Raw genomic sequence first — 19,019 nt, 5'->3', positions numbered from 1 at the left:
CTCCAACCTCTACCAAGGAACGCACCCATGAACGAAACGACAGAAAAGCAACTCGACGCACTCGCACAACAGATCGCTGAAGTCCTCTCCACCAGATATGCCGATCCCGCGCACGTCTTCCACCGCCATCACGCCGGCCGATCCGTCTTCTGCCTCGGCCGCTTTGGCGCAATGACGCTTGTCGAAGCTGCGTCGCCAGTCGAACTGCTTTCGCGAGGTGCAGGCTTTCTGGCGGGCCTGCGCTACGAGTACCCGCGCCTGCCCGCGAATGAGCCGCCGTTCTGGCATGCGGAGGGATGGGCCTAGACCCATCCCCGTGCCGCGAGGCTGACGCAGGTTTCGCCGACCACGATGTGGTCGATTACGCGAATGTCCAGCAGTGCCAGGGCCTGCTTCAACCGCGCCGTGAGCGCGCGATCCGCCGCCGACGGCTCGGGGTTTCCCGAAGGGTGGTTGTGCGCCAGCACTACCGCCGCCGCGTTGTGCCGCAGGGCCGCGCGTGCCACTTCGCGCGGATGGACTTCCGCACCGTCGATGGTGCCCCGGAACATGGCCTCGACGGCGATGATGGCGTGCCGCGTATCCAGGAACACGACGTGGAACTCTTCGTGTTCCAAGCCACCCAGGCGCATACGCAGGAAATCGCTAGCCTGCGTCGGGTCGGTGATCTTGCCGAGCCGTTCCAGTCGCTTGCGCAGGATGTTCTCCGCTTGGCCGAGAATGTCAGCCTCGGTGGGCAGGTAGTCGATCCGCGTGTCGTGAGCCTTGCCGTTCATTTCGCTTCTCCGCAGCAGCACCGCGCCGCCGTGGGCCAGCCACACGACTGGCGACCGGCGCAGCCCGCACCCGAAGGGGCGGAACGAAGTGGAGCAGCTAACGCTTGCGGAGTGCGCAGCCAGTCGTTCACTGGCCGCGCTCGGCGACGTGGTGCCGCTGACGCAAGGAACGGCAAGGTTCACGCTACACGGTTCCGCCCAGGGATGACGACGCCACGCGCCGCCATCCTGAGCGACTGGCACGATCCGCGACCTCATTCGGCGACCGGTCCCGCAAGCGTCCGGGCACCCGGACGCCGACCAGGCGGGGTAGAGGAACTGGACCACGCCGCCTGGTTTGCCGCTAGCATGTCGAGGACCTGAACCGGCATGGGTACCAGGACGAAGGAGTCGCCATCCAGGAGGTCGCGGGGCAATGTGTACGCCCGAAGCTGGGGAGGGCTGACCTTGCATACCGCCTTCCTGGTTGTCTTCGGCCTTGCCGGCGCTGCGCGCCGCGTCTTGGCCACCGACTTCAACGTGCTGGCACGCGACACCGTCGACGCACTTTTGGCCGCGGCGGAGGGCCTGCGCTTCGCCACCGGCTTCGGCCGAACCGCCGCCGAACGCTTCGGCTTGGCTGCCGCTGTCTCGGCCGCTTTCACCGACATCAGCCTCGCTTTGGCGCGGCACCTCGCTGCGGTGCCCGTCTTCGAGACGCGCATGGCCTCCGCCAGCTCCTGCTCGGTTGCGATGACCGGGCGGCGCTTGCCGCCTCCCAGATCACAGCCGATAAAGCGGCGATCAAGCGCATGCGCCGCGTCCATCACGCTGAAACTGCCTGCACACGGATCGAGCACCAGATCGCCAGGCTGCGTGGTGGCTTCGATCAACGCCTTCTGAAGTTCCATCGGCTTGGCGTGGACGTGCGCCTTCGTATCGACCTTTTCCATCCACACGTCGCGGATGTTCTTCCGCGTCCAGCAGCCCTCGACCCGCTTGGGGAGCTTCTGAAGCACGAACAGTTCCTCGGAACTGCGCCGTGCTCGCGAGCCAAGGCCCATCTTGCCGCTGCCGCCAACAGCGCCGTTCTCCGCAGTCGTCATACCCTTGGCCCAGACGATCTTGTCCACGATCTCGAAGTCCGTGCCCTCAATCCAGTGCGAAATCCCGGTGCGCGCGTGGAAGTTGTCCACCCACAGGAATACATGCCCCGACGGTGCGATGACGCGGGCCAGCTCGCGGAAGAACCGCTCGATGATTGCTTCGCTCATCTGCGGGAGCTCCGCGCGGCGCTTCTGGATGTTGTTGCCCTTCGCGCGCAGCTTCTTCCAGTTTTTCACGCCGCCCGGATACTGCGGATCAAAGAACGCCGTTTTGACCGCGTTCTCCGGCAGCGTCCGCAGCAGCGTGATGCCGTTGCCCTTGTTGGCGGTGTCCAGCTGGAACTTGCCCAGGTTGAGCGAGCCGGGTGCCGGCGGAACCGGCGAGGCATGGCGAGGCCGCCCCTTCCCGAACCCCGAGCGGGCGGTCGAAGTGGTGCGGGCGCTCGAAGCCGAGCGGCGGGCGGTGCGGGTGCTCGAAGCCGAGCGGCGGGCGGTACGGTTGGTCATGGCGGTTCTCCTAGCTCGCGAAATGCGAGGGTCGGCGCCATCATTCGGGGTGGACCCAGCACTCGATCCCAACAGATTGAGGAATGTTGCCGGTGGGTGGAAAAAAGTCTGCCAAAGCCTCGCGGACTTCGGCCCAGCAATAAACAGATCTGGGAATGTTGCCGCCAGGTCAGAACACGCGTGGCTGCTCGATTTCAAGCGGCATAGCTGCCAACCTCCACGCCGCGTCGTCAAGATCATCGGCAACCCGATGGCTATACAGCGCCATCGCCCATGCCAAGCTCCTACTGCTTGCGTGCTCGCATTGCAGCAGATCGAGCAGGGATCCGGTCTCCCGGTCGCCCGTTCTGGCGACGTGCCCCGCTTCATCCGTGTTCCACATCATGAAGCCGCTCTTCTCCATGAGGTCGCGTGATTTCAGCCACTTCACAAGGTCGGCCTGCGTGTAGATGATCTCCGTGTATTTCACGTCCAGCGTGCGCTTCTTCGAGACTCTTTTTGTAACCTTCTTCGTGCTGTGCTTGGGGCCGGTTCCGGCCTTGCGCCAATTTCTCAGTGTGCGAAGTCCCCGGCCCGCAAGGACGGCAAGCTCGTCGTCCGTGTAAGTCTTGCCGGGAGGATCCTTCATGACCTGGCGCACCATTCTTTCGTGCTCCTCGGCTCTGATCCACTTCCACCCCATTACGGTCGCGCCTAGTTCTGCGCGCATCCGTTCTGCCTCGAGGCGGTCGAGCGCAGCGAACACCTCGCTCCAGAACCCAACCGTGTCAGACATGCGCGGACCAATGGCGCGGCGGCGCGTACCGCTTGGCGGTGCAGCCTGTGGGTGAACTGGCGCTGCGTCCTCTTCGTCTTCCTCGTCCGCGCCTGATGTCAATCTCTCGACCGCCTTGATCAGCCCTGCGACCGGGACTTCCCACCTGCCGCCGTTCTTCTTCAGGCCTGGAACCAGCGTCCCACGCGTGAGCCGCTTGCGGATCGTACCGACGGCCTGCCGCGAGCGCGAACCGCGCCAAACCTCTGCCACTTCCTCTGGCGACAGGACGACGCGACCAGGGAACCTCTGGGCGATGATCTCTTCCGTGGTCGCATGGAGGATGCCACTCATTCCTTCGCGACCACCGTGTCATACAGGCCGTAGTGGGTCAGCCCCTTGTGGCTCTCGATGCCGGTATAGCGCAGCGAGGCGTCTTCGTAGCGGCGGAATGCGAACACCGCCTGGTTCATCTGCTCGGTGTTGAACACCTTCAAGCGCACCAGCAGGTGGAAGTCTTTCACCGTCAATCCGGTGACCGTCTTGAACAGGTCAGGCTCGATCTTGGTGATCACGTCCTGCAGCGTGTTCTCGCGGAAATCGGTCAAGTACATGAACGCCGGAATGCGGGTGGCAAACTTGATCAGCTTCTCCTGGATCAATTTGCGCTTGCTCTTGAACTCCCGCTCTTCGTCTGAGAGTTCCTTCTGCTCTTTCTTCGTCAGCTTGCCTTCCTGCGCCTTCTTCTTGAGCGCCTTGATCTTTTCGCTCTTGTTGATGATCGTCTCGATGACGTTGTCGCCAAGCGAACGCCATCCCTCGATCCGCTCGACGGCTGCCAAGGCATCTGGATCGTTCAAGACTCGCCGCAGGGTGTCGTTGTCCACGTTGACCAGCAGCGCGCTTTCCCACTTGCGCGCCAGCAGCGTTGCAGACGTGCCGGCCATCGCAATGTCGAGAATGCCGCCGGCGTCGATCTGTGTCATGTTCGCGCCGTCATACGCCAGCACCGGCAGGAACGACACCAGTTCCTTGACCGCGTTTTCCGGGTTCGGTTCGTTCGGCGACAGCCCGATCCCGTACTCGGATAGTTGGCGCAGGGCGCGCGTGGGCGCGAAGTCGAAGACGAAGCACGCCGGCTTGAGGATTTCCTCCTCGTTCGGGTTGTCGCCGTTCGGGTTCTTGATCGACCACGGCGACTGCACGCGGAACGCGGCCTGGAAGTAGGTTTCCGGAGACTTCAGGTTGCGCAGCATGAGGATCGACGACCACTGCGCCACGGTGACGCCCGTCGTCAGCTTGCCGCAGGACAGAGTGATGGATTTCGTATCGAACCCGCTGCCAATGGCCTTGCGCACGGGCGGCAGCGCTTCAAGTCCGATCCCGGCTCCAGCACCTGCTGCGGCGATCACCTCGTAGTCGTGCCAGAAGACGTTGTGCTTCTCGGCCAGCAGGTTCTTCATTGCGTGGCACGCAGCCACATTGGGCAGGAACCAGAACGAATGCTGCAGGTACGGCAGCAGTCGGCTATCCGAGTACGGGAAAGGCGGCTTGGTACCGGTCTTCAGGTGCTCGACCACCTTGGGCATGTACGCGCCCCGGATGATGTCCAGCCACTTCTGGACGTCGGTCTTGTGCTTGAACTTCGCCGCCTTGCCGGTGCCGGTAGCAGCGAAGAACTCGTTGAGGTCGAACTCGTCGAACTCGCCCGCGCTGGCAATGGCCAGGAGCTCGTCGGGCATCTGGTAGGTCAGCAGCCGCATCTGCGGCAGCGCCCCGTAAGGGTTCCACTTGTCCGCATGATAGGTGGCGTGTTCCTCCTTGACCCGTTGCTCGTCGGTGTACGTCCAGTTGAAAATCTGCTCCTCGATAAACTCGCCGGTCGCCAGCGCCTTGAACGGCGTGCCGGAGAGATAGAGGTACGCCTTGGTGGTGATCGGCAGGAAGTCGGCTTCCTTCTCCGACAGCACGCCAAGGTCGTCGTTCACCTCCTCGAGGCCGGCCGCATACTCGAGCTTGGCCTCCTTCTTGGCCTCGGCTTCTTCTTCGCCCTCGAATAGCTCCTTGGCGGTATCCCGCCACGCGCCGAAGTGGTACTCGTCAAACACCACCAAGTCCCAGTTCACTTCATGCAGCCACTCGTTCCGGGGCTTGATTGCGCCAGTCGCCTTGTCGCGACCTAGCAAGTCCTGGAATGACCCGAAATAGACGACAGGTGTTTTATCGTGAACGTCATTCGGGTCGCGCCCAGACGACTTGGACAAGTATTGCCAGCCGTCGAAATCGACGTGGTTCTCGAGGTCGGCCTGCCACGCGTCCTCGACTGCCGGCTTGAACGTCACCACCAGCACGCGCTTGGCTTTCATTGCCTTGGCGAGCTGGTAGGACGTGAAGGTCTTGCCGAAGCGCATTTTCGCGTTCCACAGGAAGCGCGGAACCGCACGCTTGTCCTCTGCCCAACGAGAGCGGTAATAGTCGTGCGTCAGCCTAACGGCTTCAGCCTGCTCTTTACGCATGGGGAAGGTGTCGCTGTGCGTACCAGTGAACTTCTGGCCTGTGCGCAGTTCGGTCAAGACGGTTTTCACGTCCTTGACGGTGCAGCGAACCCACTCCAGCGTTGTGTTCTCGAAGCCTTTCTTGACAAGTGCGGCACGCACCTCATAGTCGCGGATGGTGCTGCCGTCATCCCGCTCAGCGAACTCATCCAGTTCGATCTTGTAGTTCTTGATCGCCGCCGTCTTGAGCTGCTCGGCGATACGCTTCTTCACGTCGCGCGTGGTCTGACCGATCTTCAACTGGCCCTTATGCGCGGAGTCAGCGATGGAATAGGCGTAAATGCGTGGTCGTGCTGCCGGCTTAGGCGCGAGGACTTCATCGATTGGCTTACTCATCGTCAGCCTCGTCGCCTGCCGCGTCATTGGCGGGCCGCTCAGTGATCAAGGACTCGATGAAAGCAATTTGGTCCTCATCAATCCCATAACGCTTGAACAAGGCCTTATCTGTCCATGCACGATCCATGGGCAACGCCGGCACGAATTTGTAAGAGTCTCGCGTGATGTTCTGCGTTATTTTTCGCAGCGAAACAAGGAACCGCACGAACCGTGTCCTCATGTATGCGGCAAGGTTCCGCGCCTCGTCCTCTGACTTGCAAACACCAATAACGAGATACGTCTCCGTGCATGCCGAACCTGGCGCAGCCACCACCGGCTCGCCAAGAATGGTGACGTCATCACGCCCACTTGTACCATGAGCCTTTACGAGTAAAACCTTCCACTTATCAATCCAGTCTGCGTTGTTGGTGATCGCGGTTCTCGGCAGATAGGACGTGATCTGATTGCCGTAAACAAGAACAGGGTTCTTGACGCCAGTTGTTGTCGGCTTACCGCGTTGGTTCGTGAGCCCAAACGGCTTTCTCGCCGAAACTTGCCCGCCAAGGCTCGCCTCGGCTTTGCCTTTCACTCGGTATCCCGCCACCTTATCAAGTATCCGCACAGCCTCGTTTCTGCGAACCAGAACGTCATAGGCATCCAGCTTTCGCACTACGGGCTGTCCGACGACCTCATTGCCGATCATAGTGACGACTTCACACCCGCCGTCATGTTCTCTTCCCCACAGCCAGTAGGAGATACCACCCCGAATTTTTACGCCAGGAAACACGTCATATAGCTGCGGAAAATCAACCAACTTTACAAAACGATGATCACGCAACATTCGATCACGGAAGTCGTCCAGCCCCTTGCCACCCGAGAACCACCTCGACGGCGTAATCATCACCGCATAACGAGGCTCCAGTGCCAACGCCGCATCCACGAACAAGTTATAGATTGGGGTAGCCGACGCGCCGCCGCCGCCACCGCCATCGCCGAGCTGGTACGGGGGGTTTCCAATGATTACATCGAACTGCATGTCGCCTCCGAAAAACTCGGCGATCCGAGCTTTGATGTTGTCCGTGTGAATAAACGCATAGGCATGAGTTTCCGCACCTTCGCCACGGTCAAGCGATTTCTTACTAGCCCCGCAGTATGTGCATCTATCTTCACTCCATGTGTGCCTCTGGCGTTTGAACCAGATGTTGCCGTCATCACTCTGGAATGACTTTGCGATGGAATGCTCACCCTTTGCGTGCTTAGAGCAGTAAAGACTTCGTCGCGCAAGCAAGCTCGTTAGGTGAGTGATACCTATACCGAACACTTGCTTGGTGAGGATATGGTCCACGCGCTCGGAAAGGTCGGGGATTTCGTGCGCAAGTCCTTGAGTAAGACGATTCGTGATCTCGCGCAGGAACACCCCCGATTTTGCGCAAGGGTCAAGGAACCTGACGCGCTTGTCGGCCCAGATATCTGCCCCATCGTTCTTGGCCGCCCAATCTGCCGCAAGGGTGTCGAGCATCCTGTTTGCCAGCTCGGGCGGAGTGAACACTTCATCGTTCGAGAGGTTCGCAATGCAAGTCAACACGTCCGGGTTGCGCCCGCGCAAGGTGAATCCGACTTGTTCGCTCATATGGCGGCCCCCACCGCAAGTTCGCCAACGGTTGCCGCCGGATACGTCCTGGCTGGCGTGAAGATTTCATGCTTACCAAGGTGGGCAAACAGGCTGCCCTCCTGACTGAAAGCCGACGAATGCGTCAGCACGTCGAAACGGAAGTCTCGCCGCTGGAACTTGCCCTTGCCGAGGTAGCCCCACTCGGCAAACGTGATCGGCTGCTTGCTGCTGTCGAGCATGGTCAGGGCATCGCCATGAACTAGGTTCTGCGACAACACGAAGCTGGCCGCTCGGTACAGGTCGTCCGTGTCGTCAATGCGCAGGTATTCCGCGAAGACTTCGAGCAGATTGTCGCGGCATTCGATGATGTTGTCGGGCAACAGCTCCACCCCGTAGATACACATCAGCCCGTGCAGTGCGAAGTGGCGCTTCTCGAAGTCAGACTTGCCATACTTGAGTTCGACGGCGGCGAGCTTGCGACGCAGGATTTGAACTAGGAAGTTCCCGCTCCCGCACGCCGGCTCCAGGAACCGACTGTCGATCCGCTCGGTTTCCCCCTTCACCAGATCGAGCATCGCCTCGACCATCCACGGCGGAGTGAAGACCTCCCCGTGGTCGGCGACGCGTTGCTTGGATTTCACTAGGCTCATGTTCGCGCAGCATCTCCGTCCGCGCTCGGCGCGGACATTCGTCCATTACCCGAGAGCGGTGCCCTGGCTGGCAGCCGGACGTGCGGCGCCGGCGTAGGACATCGCCCCCACGAAGTCTCCGCTCGATTATGCCGGGTGGCGCGATGACATGGGCAGGGCGCTGTGCGTCCAGGAACAAAAAAAGCCCCGACTTCGCGGGGCCATTTGCGACGCTGGTGCCGAAGAGAGGAATCGAACCTCCGACCTACTGATTACGAATCAGTTGCTCTACCGACTGAGCTACTTCGGCGGGTCTTTCATTGTCGCCGATCACTGCTTCCTGCTACAAGCACAAATACGCCTCAACAAGCCGTGCGGCTCTACGGTGGCAACAGAGTGGCAACGGATTGTCCATTTTCCGGGTTTTACTGGGCATCCAGTCCCGCGCAAATCAGCATAAGATATTGATTTGAAGGAAAATGTAGGGCGGCCCCAAGCAACAGCTACGCATTACGAATGACGCGCTCTACCAACTGAGCTATTCCGGCGAAACCTTATTATAGCCTTACTAGCGCACTGCTAACAGCCGAGAAGTCCAGCATTTCGTGGGGCTTTCGGCACTAGACCTACGCCTTACGAATGCGCCGCTCTACCAACTGAGCTATTCCGGCCGATCCCGGGCCGATGACGGGCCGGGGAGCGGATTCTAACGGGTCGGGCAGGACAGGCCAACCTTCGCGCCGCCACAGTCCCGGCGATGGGCGCATTGCGGGCGATCACGCGGCCGATGCTAAGTTAGCCCATCCTTCCCGCTTCCGCCGACCCATGCGTCGATTCCGCCCGCCCCGCCCGATCCTGGCCCTCCTGTTCGCCGTGGCATCGGCCTGGCCGGCCATGGCCCAGGACGACTCGGTCGAACAAGGCCGCCGGGAGCTGGAGATGATCGCCGCGCAACTCGACAGGGGTGCGGACGATGCGGCGCTGGCGGGCGGGCGCGAGGCGGCGCTGAAGATCCAGGCGCGCGCCCAGCACCTCATCGACACGCGCGCGGCGGAGCTGGAAAGCCTCGATGCGCGCCTGGCCGAGCTTGGCGAAGGCCCGGCCGCGGGCGGCACGGAGGCCGCCGAGGTGACGAGCGAGCGCGCTGCACTGCAGTCCCAGCGCAGCGCGCTGGATGCGCAATTGCGCCAGGCGCGGCTGAGCGTGATCGAGAGCGGCCAACTGCTCGACCGGATCGCCGGCGCGCGCCAGCAGCGCTTCCACGACACGCTGTCCGCGCGCACCACGCCGCCATGGCGGGCGCGCTTCTGGCAGGACCTCCGGGCCAGTGCACCGCGCGACCGCGTGCGCCTGCACGTTCTCGGCGGGGAAGCCCGGCAGGCCGTGGCCGCGCACTGGGCCGCCCATCCCGCGCGTGCCGGCCTGGCCGCGGTGCTGGCCCTGCTGGCCGGCCTGGGCGCCTGGCTGGGCCGGGGCTGGGTGCACAAGTGGGTTTCCGGACACGTTCCGGCCGGGCCGCTGCGCCGCTCGGCGCCGGCCGTGGCCAGGCTGTTGCTGGCGGTCCTGGCCACCGCGCTCGTCGCCACCCTGCTGCGCGGTGCGCTGCTGCCGGCGTCCGCCGCGCCGCGCGTGGATGCGCTGGCCGCGCAGGCGCTCGGCCTGTCCGTGCTCGCCGCCTTCGTCACCGGCCTGGGCGCGGTGCTGCTCGCCGTTTCGCGGCCTTCCTGGCGGTTGCCCGCCATCTCCGACGTCGGCGCGCGCACGCTGCGCCCCTATCCCCTGCTGGCGGCGCTGGCCATCGCCGTCTCGATCCTGGCCCAGAAGATCGGCGCCCATGCCAATGCCAGCCTGCCGTTGACGGTGGCCATCACCGCCCTGGGCGCGGTGCTGACCACCGGCGTGGTGCTGGCGGCGATGCTGGGCATCCAGCGCCTGCAGCGGCACGCGCTGCAATCGGCGGCCGGCGACCAGGGCGATGATCCGGCCGATCCCGGCACCCTCCATTTCCGCCCGTGGATGAACGCGGCCGTGGCCTTGGGCTGGGTCGGCGTATCGGTCTGCGTGCTGGGGCTGCTGACGGGCTACGTGGCGCTGTCGGCGTTCGTGGCCATGCAGTTGCTGTGGACGGTGGTGGTGGTGGCCACGGCCTGGCTGGCCATGCGCTTCATCGACGACCTGGTCTGCGCCCTGCTGGCCTCGCGCGGGGCGGCCGGGCGCCGCATCAACGTCCGCTTCGGCATCGAGGCGCAGCGGGTCGACCAGGCCGCGGTGGTGCTGTCGATGGCGCTGCGCACCGGCGTGGCGCTGCTGGCCCTGATCGTCCTGGTGGCGCCCTACGGCACCAGCGGCGGCGACCTGATCGGCCGCGCGCTGGAGCTGGCCCGCGGGGTGACCGTGGGCGAGCTGGTGCTCAGCCCGCGCAGCATCGGCCGCGCGCTGCTGGTGTTCGTCCTGGCCAGCGGGGTGCTGCACCTGTTCCGGCGCTGGCTGGCGCGCCGTTACCTGCCGACCACGAAGATGGACGAAGGCATGCGCGCCTCGGTGGTGGCCCTGATCGGCTATGCCGGCACGGTGCTGGCGGTGGCGATGGCGCTGGCGGCGATAGGCGTGGGCCTGGAGCGCATCGCCTGGATCGCCAGCGCGCTGTCGGTGGGTATCGGCTTCGGCCTGCAGGCGATCGTGCAGAACTTCATCTCCGGCCTGATCCTGCTGGCCGAGCGCCCGGTGAAGGTGGGCGACTGGGTGGTGGTGGGCGACGCCGAGGGCGACATCCGCCGGATCAACGTGCGCGCCACCGAGATCCAGACCGGCGACCGCACCACGGTGCTGGTGCCCAACTCCGAGTTCATCACCAAGACGGTGCGCAACCGCACCTATTCCAATGCCGAAGGCCTGGTGAAGGTGGTCCTGCCGATGCCGCTGGCCGTCGACGCGGACATGGTGCGCGGGCTGCTGCTGGAAGCCTTCCGCGAGCACCCCGGGATCCTCGACGCCCCTGCCCCGTCGGTCCTGATCGACGGCATCGACAACGGGCGGGTGGTGTTCAGCGCGACCGGCTTCGTCGCCACTCCGCGGTTGGCCGCCTCCACCCGCAGCGCGCTACTGTTCGAGATCCTGCGGCGGATGCGCCGGCTCAACATCCGCATGCTGTGAGCCGGCCCGGGCGGCCCGGGCACCGCAGAAGCGCGGCCGCTCACCCCACCAGGCGCAGGCGCAGTTCCTTGGGCAGGGCGAAGACCATGTTCTCCGGCTCGCCGTCCAGTTCGCTGATGCCGTCGGCGCCCAGTTCGCGCAGGCGCGCGATGACGCCATCCACCAGCACCTGCGGCGCCGAGGCACCGGCGGTCAGGCCGATGCGGCGCTTGTCCGCGATCCAGGCCGGGTCGATCTCATGCGCGCCGTCGATCAGGTAGGACTCCACGCCCTCGCGCCGCGCCAGTTCGGCCAGGCGGTTGGAGTTGGAGCTGTTGGGCGAGCCGACCACCAGCACCAGGTCGCAGCGGTGCGCCAGCTCACGCACCGCGTCCTGGCGGTTCTGGGTGGCATAGCAGATGTCGTCGTTCTTCGGACCCTGGATCGCCGGGAAGCGCGCCTGCAGCGCCTCGATGATCCCGCGGGTGTCGTCCACCGACAGCGTGGTCTGGGTGGTGTAGGCCAGGTTGCGCGGCTGGCCGACCCGCAGCGTGGCCACGTCGTCGATGTCCTCGACCAGGTATATCCGGCCATGAAGCCCGGTGCCGCTCCGGTTCTCGCGGCTCCACTGCCCCATCGTGCCTTCCACCTCCGGGTGTCCCGCATGGCCGATCAGGACCACGTCGCGCCCGGCGCGGCAGTGGCGGGCCACCTCGAAATGGACCTTGGTCACCAGCGGGCAGGTCGCGTCGAACACCTTCAGCCCACGCCGGTCGGCCTCCTCGCGCACCGCGCGGGACACGCCGTGGGCGCTGAAGATCACCGTGGCGTTGTCCGGCACCTCGTCCAGTTCCTCCACGAAGACCGCGCCGCGGTTCTTCAGGTCGTCGACCACGAAGCGGTTGTGCACCACCTCGTGGCGCACGTAGATCGGCGCGCCCAGGGTCTCGATGGCACGCTTGACGATCTCGATGGCGCGGTCGACGCCGGCGCAGAAACCGCGGGGATTGGCGAGGATGACGTCCATGGAGGGAATCAACCGTTCTGGGCGGCGCGACGCACCGCGTACCGGGGCGGACAGCATGGCATGGACATCATGAACCGGCCTTGCGCTTCCAGCCATCGAGCACGCCGAACAGGGCGATGCCGATGGCGCCGGCGACAATGGCCGAGTCGGCGAGGTTGAACGCCGGCCAGTAGTGTCCGCGCCAGTGCCACTGGATGAAATCCACCACGTGGCCGTGGACGAGGCGGTCGATCACGTTGCCCAGCGCGCCGCCGATCACCAGCGAGTACGGCAGCGCCTGGCGCCAGTCGCCGCGGCGCGTGCGCCACAGCCACCCGCCCAGCAGCGCGCAGATGGCCAGGGCGAGCACCGTGAAGAACGTGGCCTGCCAGCCGCCGGCGTCGGCCAGGAAGCTGAAGGCGGCGCCGGTGTTGTAGGTGCGGTACCAGTTCCAGAAGCCCTCGATCACCGGCACGGCGACGTACTCGGGCAGGCGGGCCAGCACCCAGGCCTTGCTCCACTGGTCCAGGCCGACCACCGCCGCCGACAGCAGCAGCCACACCATCGCGTTGGGCCGGGGCGAGGCACTCATGTCAGAACCACCGGCGCTCCTCGCCGGGCCCCTCGACGTTGGAGACGCAGCGGCCGCACAACTGCGGATGCGCCGGGTCCACGCCCACGTCGCCGCGGTGGTGCCAGCAGCGCACGCACTTGGCCTTGTCCGTGGGTTGGGCGCTGACGAAGATGTCCTCGGTCTGCGCCGCCACCACCGACACGTCGCCGCTGATGAACAGGAAGCGCAGTTCCTCGGCCAGCGGCTGCAGGTGGGCGGCAGTGTCGGCGCCGGCGGTCAGGGTGATCTCCGCCTCCAGCGCCGCGCCGATCTGGCCGTTGGCGCGCATCGGCTCCAGCACCTTGGCCACCTGCTCGCGCAGGGCCAGCAGGCGCTCGAAGTCGGCCACGCCCAGCTCGGCGTCGTCCGCCAGCGGGGCCAGGCCCTCGTACCAGGTGGCGAACAGCACGTTGGCCTCGCGCCCGCCGTCGCCGGCCGGGGTGGGCAGGTAGCCCCACAGTTCGTCGGCGGTGAAGCTGAGCACCGGCGCGATCCAGCGCACGAAGGCCTCGGCGATGCGGTACATCGCGCTCTGTGCGCTGCGCCGGCCGCGCGAGTCCTCGCCCATGGTGTAGAGGCGGTCCTTGGTCACGTCCAGGTACAGCGAGCCCAGGTCCACGCTGCAGAAGTTCAGCAGCGCCTGCACGATCCCGGCGAAGTCGTAGCGCGCGTAGGCGGCCTTGATCTTCTCCTGCACTTCCCAGGCGCGGTGCACGATCCAGCGGTCCAGGGCGACCATGTCCTCCAGCGGGCGCAGGTCGCGCGCCGGCTCGAAGCCGTGCAGGTTGGCCAGCAGGAAGCGCGCGGTGTTGCGGATGCGGCGGTAGGCGTCGGCGTTGCGCTTGAGGATCTCCTGCGACAGCGACATCTCGTTGCTGTAGTCGGCCGAGGCGATCCACAGGCGCAGGATGTCCGCGCCCAGGGTCTTCATGATGTCCTGCGGCTCGATGCCGTTGCCCAGCGACTTGGACATCTTGCGGCCGTGCTCGTCCACGGTGAAGCCGTGGGTCAGGCACTGCCGGTACGGCGCGGCCTTGTCGATCGCGATGCCGGTCAGCAGCGAGGACTGGAACCAGCCGCGGTGCTGGTCCGAGCCCTCCAGGTACAGGTCGGCCGGCTTGCCCAGGCCGCGTTCCAGCAGCACGCCCTCGTGGGTGACGCCGGAGTCGAACCACACGTCGAGGATGTCGGTGATCTTGTCGTAGTCGGCGGCCTCCGCGCCCAGCAGTTCGGCCGCGTCCAGCGAGTACCACACGTCCACGCCGTCCTGCTCCACCCGCTCGGCGACCTGGCGCATCAGCTCGCTGCTGCGCGGGTGCGGGTCGCCGGTCTGGCGGTGCACGAACAGCGCGATCGGCACGCCCCAGGTGCGCTGGCGCGAGATGGTCCAGTCCGGGCGGCCTTCCACCATGGTGGCGATGCGCGCCTTGCCCCACTCCGGGTACCACTTCACGGTCTCGATGGCGGCCAGCGCGTCGGCGCGCAGATGGGCCTGCTCCATCGAGATGAACCACTGCGGCGTGGCGCGGAAGGCGATCGGCGTCTTGTGCCGCCAGCAATGCGGGTAGCTGTGCTCCAGCCTGGTGGCCGCCAGCAGCGTGCCGTCGGCGCGCAGCACCTCGACGATGGCGTCGTTGGCCTTCCAGATGTGCAGGCCGGCCAGCTCCGTCCCGTGCGCGGCCGGGGTGGACGGCAGGTACACGCCGCGTCCGTCGACCGGATTGAGCTCGGCCGCGTCGTACTTGTCGATCAGCCCGTACTTCCTGCCGACCACGTAGTCGTCCTGGCCGTGGCCGGGCGCGGTGTGCACCGCGCCGGTGCCGTCCTCGGCCGAGACGTGCTCGCCCAGGATCGCCGGGATGTCGCGCCCGTCGTAGAACGGATGGGCGAACAGCAGGTGTTCCAGCGCCGCGCCCTTGGCCCGGCCGTGCACGGTCACCCCGGCCACGCCGTAGCGCTGCAGCGCGCGCTCGGCCAGGGCGTCGGCCAGCACCAGCCAGCGGCGGCGGCCATCGTGCGCCGGGCCTTCCACCAGCGCGTAGTCCAGCTCCGGGCCCAGCGACACCGCCAGCGAGGCGGGCAGCGTCCATGGCGTGGTGGTCCAGATCGGCACCGCGACCTCGACATCGGCCGGCACCTGCGCGCCGAACGCCTTGCCCACCGCCTGCGCGTCGCGCGCGGCATAGGCCACGTCCACCGCCGGGCTGACCTTGTCCTGGTACTCGATCTCCGCCTCGGCCAGGGCCGAGCCGCAGTCGAAGCACCAGTGCACCGGCTTCACGCCGCGGGTCAGGTGGCCGTTGTCGACGATCTTGGCCAGCGCGCGGATCTCGTCGGCCTCGTAGCGGAAGTTCAGGGTCTTGTACGGGTTGTCCCAGTCGCCGATCACGCCCAGGCGCTTGAAGTCCTTGCGCTGGATCTCGATCTGCGACTGCGCGTACTCGCGGCACTTCTGCCGGAACTCGGTGGCGTCGAGCTTGACCCCGACCTTGCCGTACTTTTTCTCGATCGCGATCTCGATCGGCAGGCCATGGCAGTCCCAGCCCGGGATGTACGGCGCATCGAAGCCGGCCAGGTACTTGGACTTGACGATGATGTCCTTGAGGATCTTGTTGACCGCATGGCCCAGGTGGATCGCGCCGTTGGCGTACGGCGGGCCGTCGTGCAGCACGAACAGCGGCCGCCCCCGGGCGTGCGTGCGCAACTGCGCGTACAGGCCGTCGGCTTCCCAGCGCGCCAGGGTGTCCGGCTCGCGCCTGGGGAGGTCGCCGCGCATCGGGAAGTCCGTGGCCGGCAGGTGGAGGGTGGCTTTGTAGTCCTGGCTCACGCCGTGGCTCGCAGTCGGTCGGATTCGGAAAGGATGCGGCGCGCCTGGGCCGCGTCGCGGTGCATCTGCGCAGTCAGCGCCGGCAGGTCGGGGAATTTTTCCTCGTCGCGCAGCTTGGCGACGAATTCCACTTCCAGGTGGCGCCCGTACAGGTCGCCGGAAAAGTCGAACAGGTGCGCCTCCAGCAGCGGCTCCACGCCGTCCACCGTGGGCCGGGTGCCGAAGCTGGACACCGCCGGCCACGGCTGGCCGCGGTCCGTGCCGCGGGCGCCGTGCACCCAGGTCGCATAGATGCCCGACAGTGCCGGCGTCTTCGGGAAGCGCAGGTTGGCGGTGGGGAAACCCAGGGTACGGCCGAGCTGGCGGCCGCGCACCACGCGCCCGCCGATGGCGTACGGACGCCCCAGCAACGCGGCGGCGCGGGCGAAGTCGCCCTCCACCAGCGCCTCGCGGATGCGGGTGCTGGAGACGCGCTCGCCGTGCGCCTGCACCGGCACGATCTGGTCGGCGCCAAAACCCAGTTCCGCGCCCATCGCCCGCAACAGCGCCAGGTCGCCGCCGCGGCGGTACCCGAAGCGGAACTCCGGCCCGATCCATATCTCGCGCGCCCCCAGGCGCCCGGCGAGCACGCGGCGGACGAACTCCTCCGCCGGCATCGCCGCCAATGCGGCGTTGAAGCGCAGCAGGCCGAGCTTGTCGATGCCCAGGGCCAGCAGGCCCTCTATCCGGTCGCGCGGCAGGGTCAGGCGCGGCGGCGGCGCGGCCCTGGCGAAGAATTCGCGCGGCAGCGGCTCGAAGCTCAGCGCCACCGCGGGCAGGCCCAGCGCCTGCGCGCGCGCGACCGCGTGCCGCAGCAGCGCCCGGTGGCCCAGGTGGAGGCCGTCGAAGGCGCCGATGCAGACCACGCTGCCGCGCGGGCACAGCGACCCGCCATCGACGTCACGGAACAGCCTGCTCATCTACTCGCTTATGACCGGTTGCGGCGCCCCGCGGCGCCACGACGGCGCCGGCCCGGGGCCGAACCCCGAAGTATAGCCGCCGCCAAGCGCCGGGGCGGCTCAAGCGCGCAGATGGCGCGGCCGCAGGCCCAGCAGGAGCAGCAACCCCGCGTACGCCACCGCGCCGCCGCCGACCAGCGCCATGAGCCTCCACCCCCGCTCCCACCAGGCCCAGTGGTCCCAGTCCGGCCACAGACCGCGCAGCCACAGCACCACCGCCAGCAGCCCGGCCGCCCCGACCGCCACCTGGACCAGCAGACGCCCCCAGCCCGGCGAGCGCCGGTAGACCCCGGCCCGGCGCAGCAGCCAGGCCAGTTGCAGGGCATTGGTCCAGCCGGCAATCGCGATGGCCAGGGCCAATAGCGCGTGCGCCCCCTGCAGGGAGGCCAGCGCCTGGCCGATACGGCCTCCGGCCGCATCCAGCGCCGCGCGCCCGGCATCGGTGGCATACAGCAGCAGCCCCAGCAGCACCGCGGTACAGGCCGCGTTGACCAGCACCGCCGCCACCGCCGCGCGTACCGGCGTGCGCGTGTCCTGCCGCGAATAGAAGGCCGGGGCCAGCACCTTCACCAGCAGGAAGGCCGGCACCGCGATGGACTGCGCCATCAGGCTCCAGGCGCTCATGCGCGCATCCAGTGCGTCGAACCGGCCGTACTGGAACAGCGTGGCGATGAGCGGCTGCGCGCACACGACCAGGCCCAGCGCCGCTGGCACCCCGATCAGCACGCACAGGCGGAAGCCCCAGTCGAGCCCGCGCGAGAACCCTTCCGGGTCGGTCGCCGCGTGCCGCGAGGACAGGTGCGGCAGGATGACCGTACCGATCGCCACGCCGAACATGCCCAGCGGGAATTCCAGCAATCGGTCGCTGTAGTACAGCCAGCTCACGCTGCCCCCGGCCAGGAACGCGGCCACCCAGGTGTTGAACAGCAGGTTGAACTGGACCACCGACGAACCGAACAGGGTCGGCACCATCAGCGTCATGATCCGGCGCACGCCGGCGTGCGCGGCGCCCCAGCGCGGCCGCGGCAGCAGCCCCAGCCGGGCCAGCCAGGGCAACTGGAACGCCAGTTGCAGCATGCCGGCGGCAAGCACGCCCCAGCCCAGGGCCAGCACCGAGCCGCCCATCAGCGGCGCCAGCCCCAGCGCGGCGGCGATCATCGACAGGTTCAGCAGCACCGGGGACAGCGCCGGTATCGCGAAGCGGCGCCAGGTGTTGAGGATGCCGCCGGCCAGCGAGGCCAGGGAGATGAACAGCGCGTACGGGAAGGTGATGCGCAGCAGGTCGGCCAGCAGACGCTGCTGCTCGGGGGCGAACTCGGGGGCGACCAGGCGGGCGATCCACGGCGCCAGCAGCAGCACCGCCGCGGTCACCACCAGCAGCGCCGCGGCCAGGGTGCCGGCCACCCGGTCGACCAGCTCCTTGACCTCGGCGTGGTCGCGGGTCTGCCGGTACTCGGCCAGCACCGGCACGAAGGCCATGGAGAACGAGCCCTCGGCCGAGAGCCGGCGCATGAAGTTGGGCAGGCGGAAGGCGACGAAGAAGGCGTCCATCGCCGCGCCGGCGCCGAAGACGTGGGCGTAGACCTGGTCGCGGACCAGGCCCGATACCCGCGACAACAGGGTCATCGCGCTGAACACGGCGGTCGAGCGCAGCAGCCCGGATTGCCGCGCCGGTGGCCGGGCCTCCCCGGCCCGGCCGGCCCCGTCGCTGGGTCGGCTCACGCCAGGCTCCGCCGGGCACCGGCTCGGTTGACGCAAGTCCCTGAATACACCATAATTTCCTTCTTCCGTTGCCCGCGCCCGGCATCTGCCGGGCTGCGTGCCGTAAAATTCCATCCCAGTTTCCAGGATTTCCACCGTGGCCAACATCAAGTCCGCCAAGAAGCGCGCCAAGCAGACCGTCGTGCGCAACCAGCGCAACAACAGCCAGCGCTCGATGCTTCGCACCGCCGTCAAGAAGGTTATCAAAGCGCTCGATGCCAACGATGCGGCGACCGCGCAGGAAGCCTTCAAGTCGGCCCAGCCGCTGCTCGACCGCCTCAGCTCCCGCGGCCTGATCCACAAGAACAAGGCCGCCCGCCACAAGAGCCGCCTGAGCGCGCGCATCAAGGCGCTGGCCGCCGCCTGATTCCTCGCGCCGCGCGGCCCGGCCGCGCGCGCTGACGAAACGGCAAGCAAACGAAAGGCCCGGATCGTCTCCGGGCCTTTTC

The 19,019-nt window shown here is 66.6% G+C and carries 14 protein-coding genes and 1 tRNA gene; 3 read left to right on the top strand and 12 right to left on the bottom strand.

The window, feature by feature from the left end; translation table 11 throughout:
* Window positions 1-27 precede the first annotated feature (27 nt).
* Window positions 28-306: a hypothetical protein gene (locus tag HNR76_RS03045; RefSeq protein WP_162311421.1), complete on the top strand. Its 279-nt coding sequence runs from the start codon at window positions 28-30 to the stop codon at window positions 304-306.
* Here HNR76_RS03045 and HNR76_RS03040 read toward each other — a convergent pair.
* The 7 genes from HNR76_RS03040 to HNR76_RS03010 form a co-directional block, all read right to left on the bottom strand.
* Window positions 303-776: a JAB domain-containing protein gene (locus HNR76_RS03040; RefSeq protein ID WP_162311420.1), complete on the bottom strand. Its 474-nt coding sequence runs from the start codon at window positions 774-776 to the stop codon at window positions 303-305. The two genes, HNR76_RS03045 and HNR76_RS03040, sit on opposite strands and share 4 nt — an antisense overlap.
* A gap of 254 nt (window positions 777-1,030) precedes the next feature.
* On the bottom strand, window positions 1,031-2,368 hold the full coding sequence (locus tag HNR76_RS03035; protein WP_162311419.1) for a DNA methyltransferase: 1,338 nt from the start codon (window positions 2,366-2,368) through the stop codon (window positions 1,031-1,033).
* A 169-nt stretch (window positions 2,369-2,537) separates the two neighbouring features.
* Window positions 2,538-3,476, bottom strand: coding sequence for a hypothetical protein (locus tag HNR76_RS03030; RefSeq protein ID WP_162311418.1), 939 nt, complete (start codon window positions 3,474-3,476; stop codon window positions 2,538-2,540).
* On the bottom strand, window positions 3,473-6,013 hold the full coding sequence (locus HNR76_RS03025; RefSeq protein WP_162311417.1) for a DEAD/DEAH box helicase family protein: 2,541 nt from the start codon (window positions 6,011-6,013) through the stop codon (window positions 3,473-3,475). Before HNR76_RS03025 ends, HNR76_RS03030 begins: the two co-directional genes overlap by 4 nt.
* Window positions 6,006-7,622 (bottom strand): Eco57I restriction-modification methylase domain-containing protein, encoded by a 1,617-nt coding sequence (locus HNR76_RS03020; protein ID WP_162311416.1) that lies wholly within the window; start codon window positions 7,620-7,622, stop codon window positions 6,006-6,008. Before HNR76_RS03020 ends, HNR76_RS03025 begins: the two co-directional genes overlap by 8 nt.
* Entirely contained in the window at window positions 7,619-8,245 is a 627-nt protein-coding gene (locus HNR76_RS03015) for an N-6 DNA methylase (RefSeq protein WP_249065681.1), read from the bottom strand. The genes HNR76_RS03020 and HNR76_RS03015 overlap by 4 nt, the downstream gene beginning before the upstream one ends.
* A 222-nt stretch (window positions 8,246-8,467) precedes the next feature.
* Window positions 8,468-8,543, bottom strand: a tRNA-Thr gene (locus HNR76_RS03010).
* Between the two features lie 515 nt (window positions 8,544-9,058).
* On the opposite strand from HNR76_RS03010, the gene HNR76_RS03005 reads away from it, so the two are divergent.
* Window positions 9,059-11,386: a DUF3772 domain-containing protein gene (locus tag HNR76_RS03005; protein WP_162311414.1), complete on the top strand. Its 2,328-nt coding sequence runs from the start codon at window positions 9,059-9,061 to the stop codon at window positions 11,384-11,386.
* A 40-nt stretch (window positions 11,387-11,426) separates the two neighbouring features.
* Here the strand turns inward: HNR76_RS03005 and ispH are convergent, their stop codons facing one another.
* The 5 genes from ispH to murJ form a co-directional block, all read right to left on the bottom strand.
* Window positions 11,427-12,392, bottom strand: a complete 966-nt coding sequence (ispH, locus tag HNR76_RS03000; RefSeq protein WP_162311413.1) for a 4-hydroxy-3-methylbut-2-enyl diphosphate reductase — start codon at window positions 12,390-12,392, stop codon at window positions 11,427-11,429.
* Window positions 12,393-12,459: 67 nt separating this feature from the next.
* On the bottom strand, window positions 12,460-12,963 hold the full coding sequence (gene lspA, locus HNR76_RS02995; RefSeq protein WP_162311412.1) for a signal peptidase II: 504 nt from the start codon (window positions 12,961-12,963) through the stop codon (window positions 12,460-12,462).
* 1 nt (window position 12,964) lies between these two features.
* A complete protein-coding gene (gene ileS, locus HNR76_RS02990; protein WP_162311411.1) occupies window positions 12,965-15,811 on the bottom strand; it encodes an isoleucine--tRNA ligase in 2,847 nt (948 codons plus the stop codon).
* Window positions 15,808-16,770 carry a bifunctional riboflavin kinase/FAD synthetase gene (locus HNR76_RS02985; protein WP_162311410.1) on the bottom strand — a complete coding sequence of 321 codons (963 nt, stop codon included), beginning with the start codon at window positions 16,768-16,770 and terminating at the stop codon, window positions 15,808-15,810. The genes ileS and HNR76_RS02985 overlap by 4 nt, the downstream gene beginning before the upstream one ends.
* A 99-nt stretch (window positions 16,771-16,869) precedes the next feature.
* Window positions 16,870-18,465: a murein biosynthesis integral membrane protein MurJ gene (murJ, locus tag HNR76_RS02980; protein WP_281383369.1), complete on the bottom strand. Its 1,596-nt coding sequence runs from the start codon at window positions 18,463-18,465 to the stop codon at window positions 16,870-16,872.
* A gap of 202 nt (window positions 18,466-18,667) precedes the next feature.
* Here murJ and rpsT point away from each other — a divergent pair, with 202 nt between their 5' ends.
* Window positions 18,668-18,937, top strand: a complete 270-nt coding sequence (rpsT, locus tag HNR76_RS02975) for a 30S ribosomal protein S20 (protein ID WP_162311408.1) — start codon at window positions 18,668-18,670, stop codon at window positions 18,935-18,937.
* Window positions 18,938-19,019: the final 82 nt, after the last annotated feature.

This window comes from Pseudoxanthomonas broegbernensis (assembly GCF_014202435.1).
Classification (GTDB): domain Bacteria; phylum Pseudomonadota; class Gammaproteobacteria; order Xanthomonadales; family Xanthomonadaceae; genus Pseudoxanthomonas; species Pseudoxanthomonas broegbernensis.
Note: the sequence above shows the minus strand (reverse complement) of the source record. Positions and strands in the feature narration are given on the sequence as shown.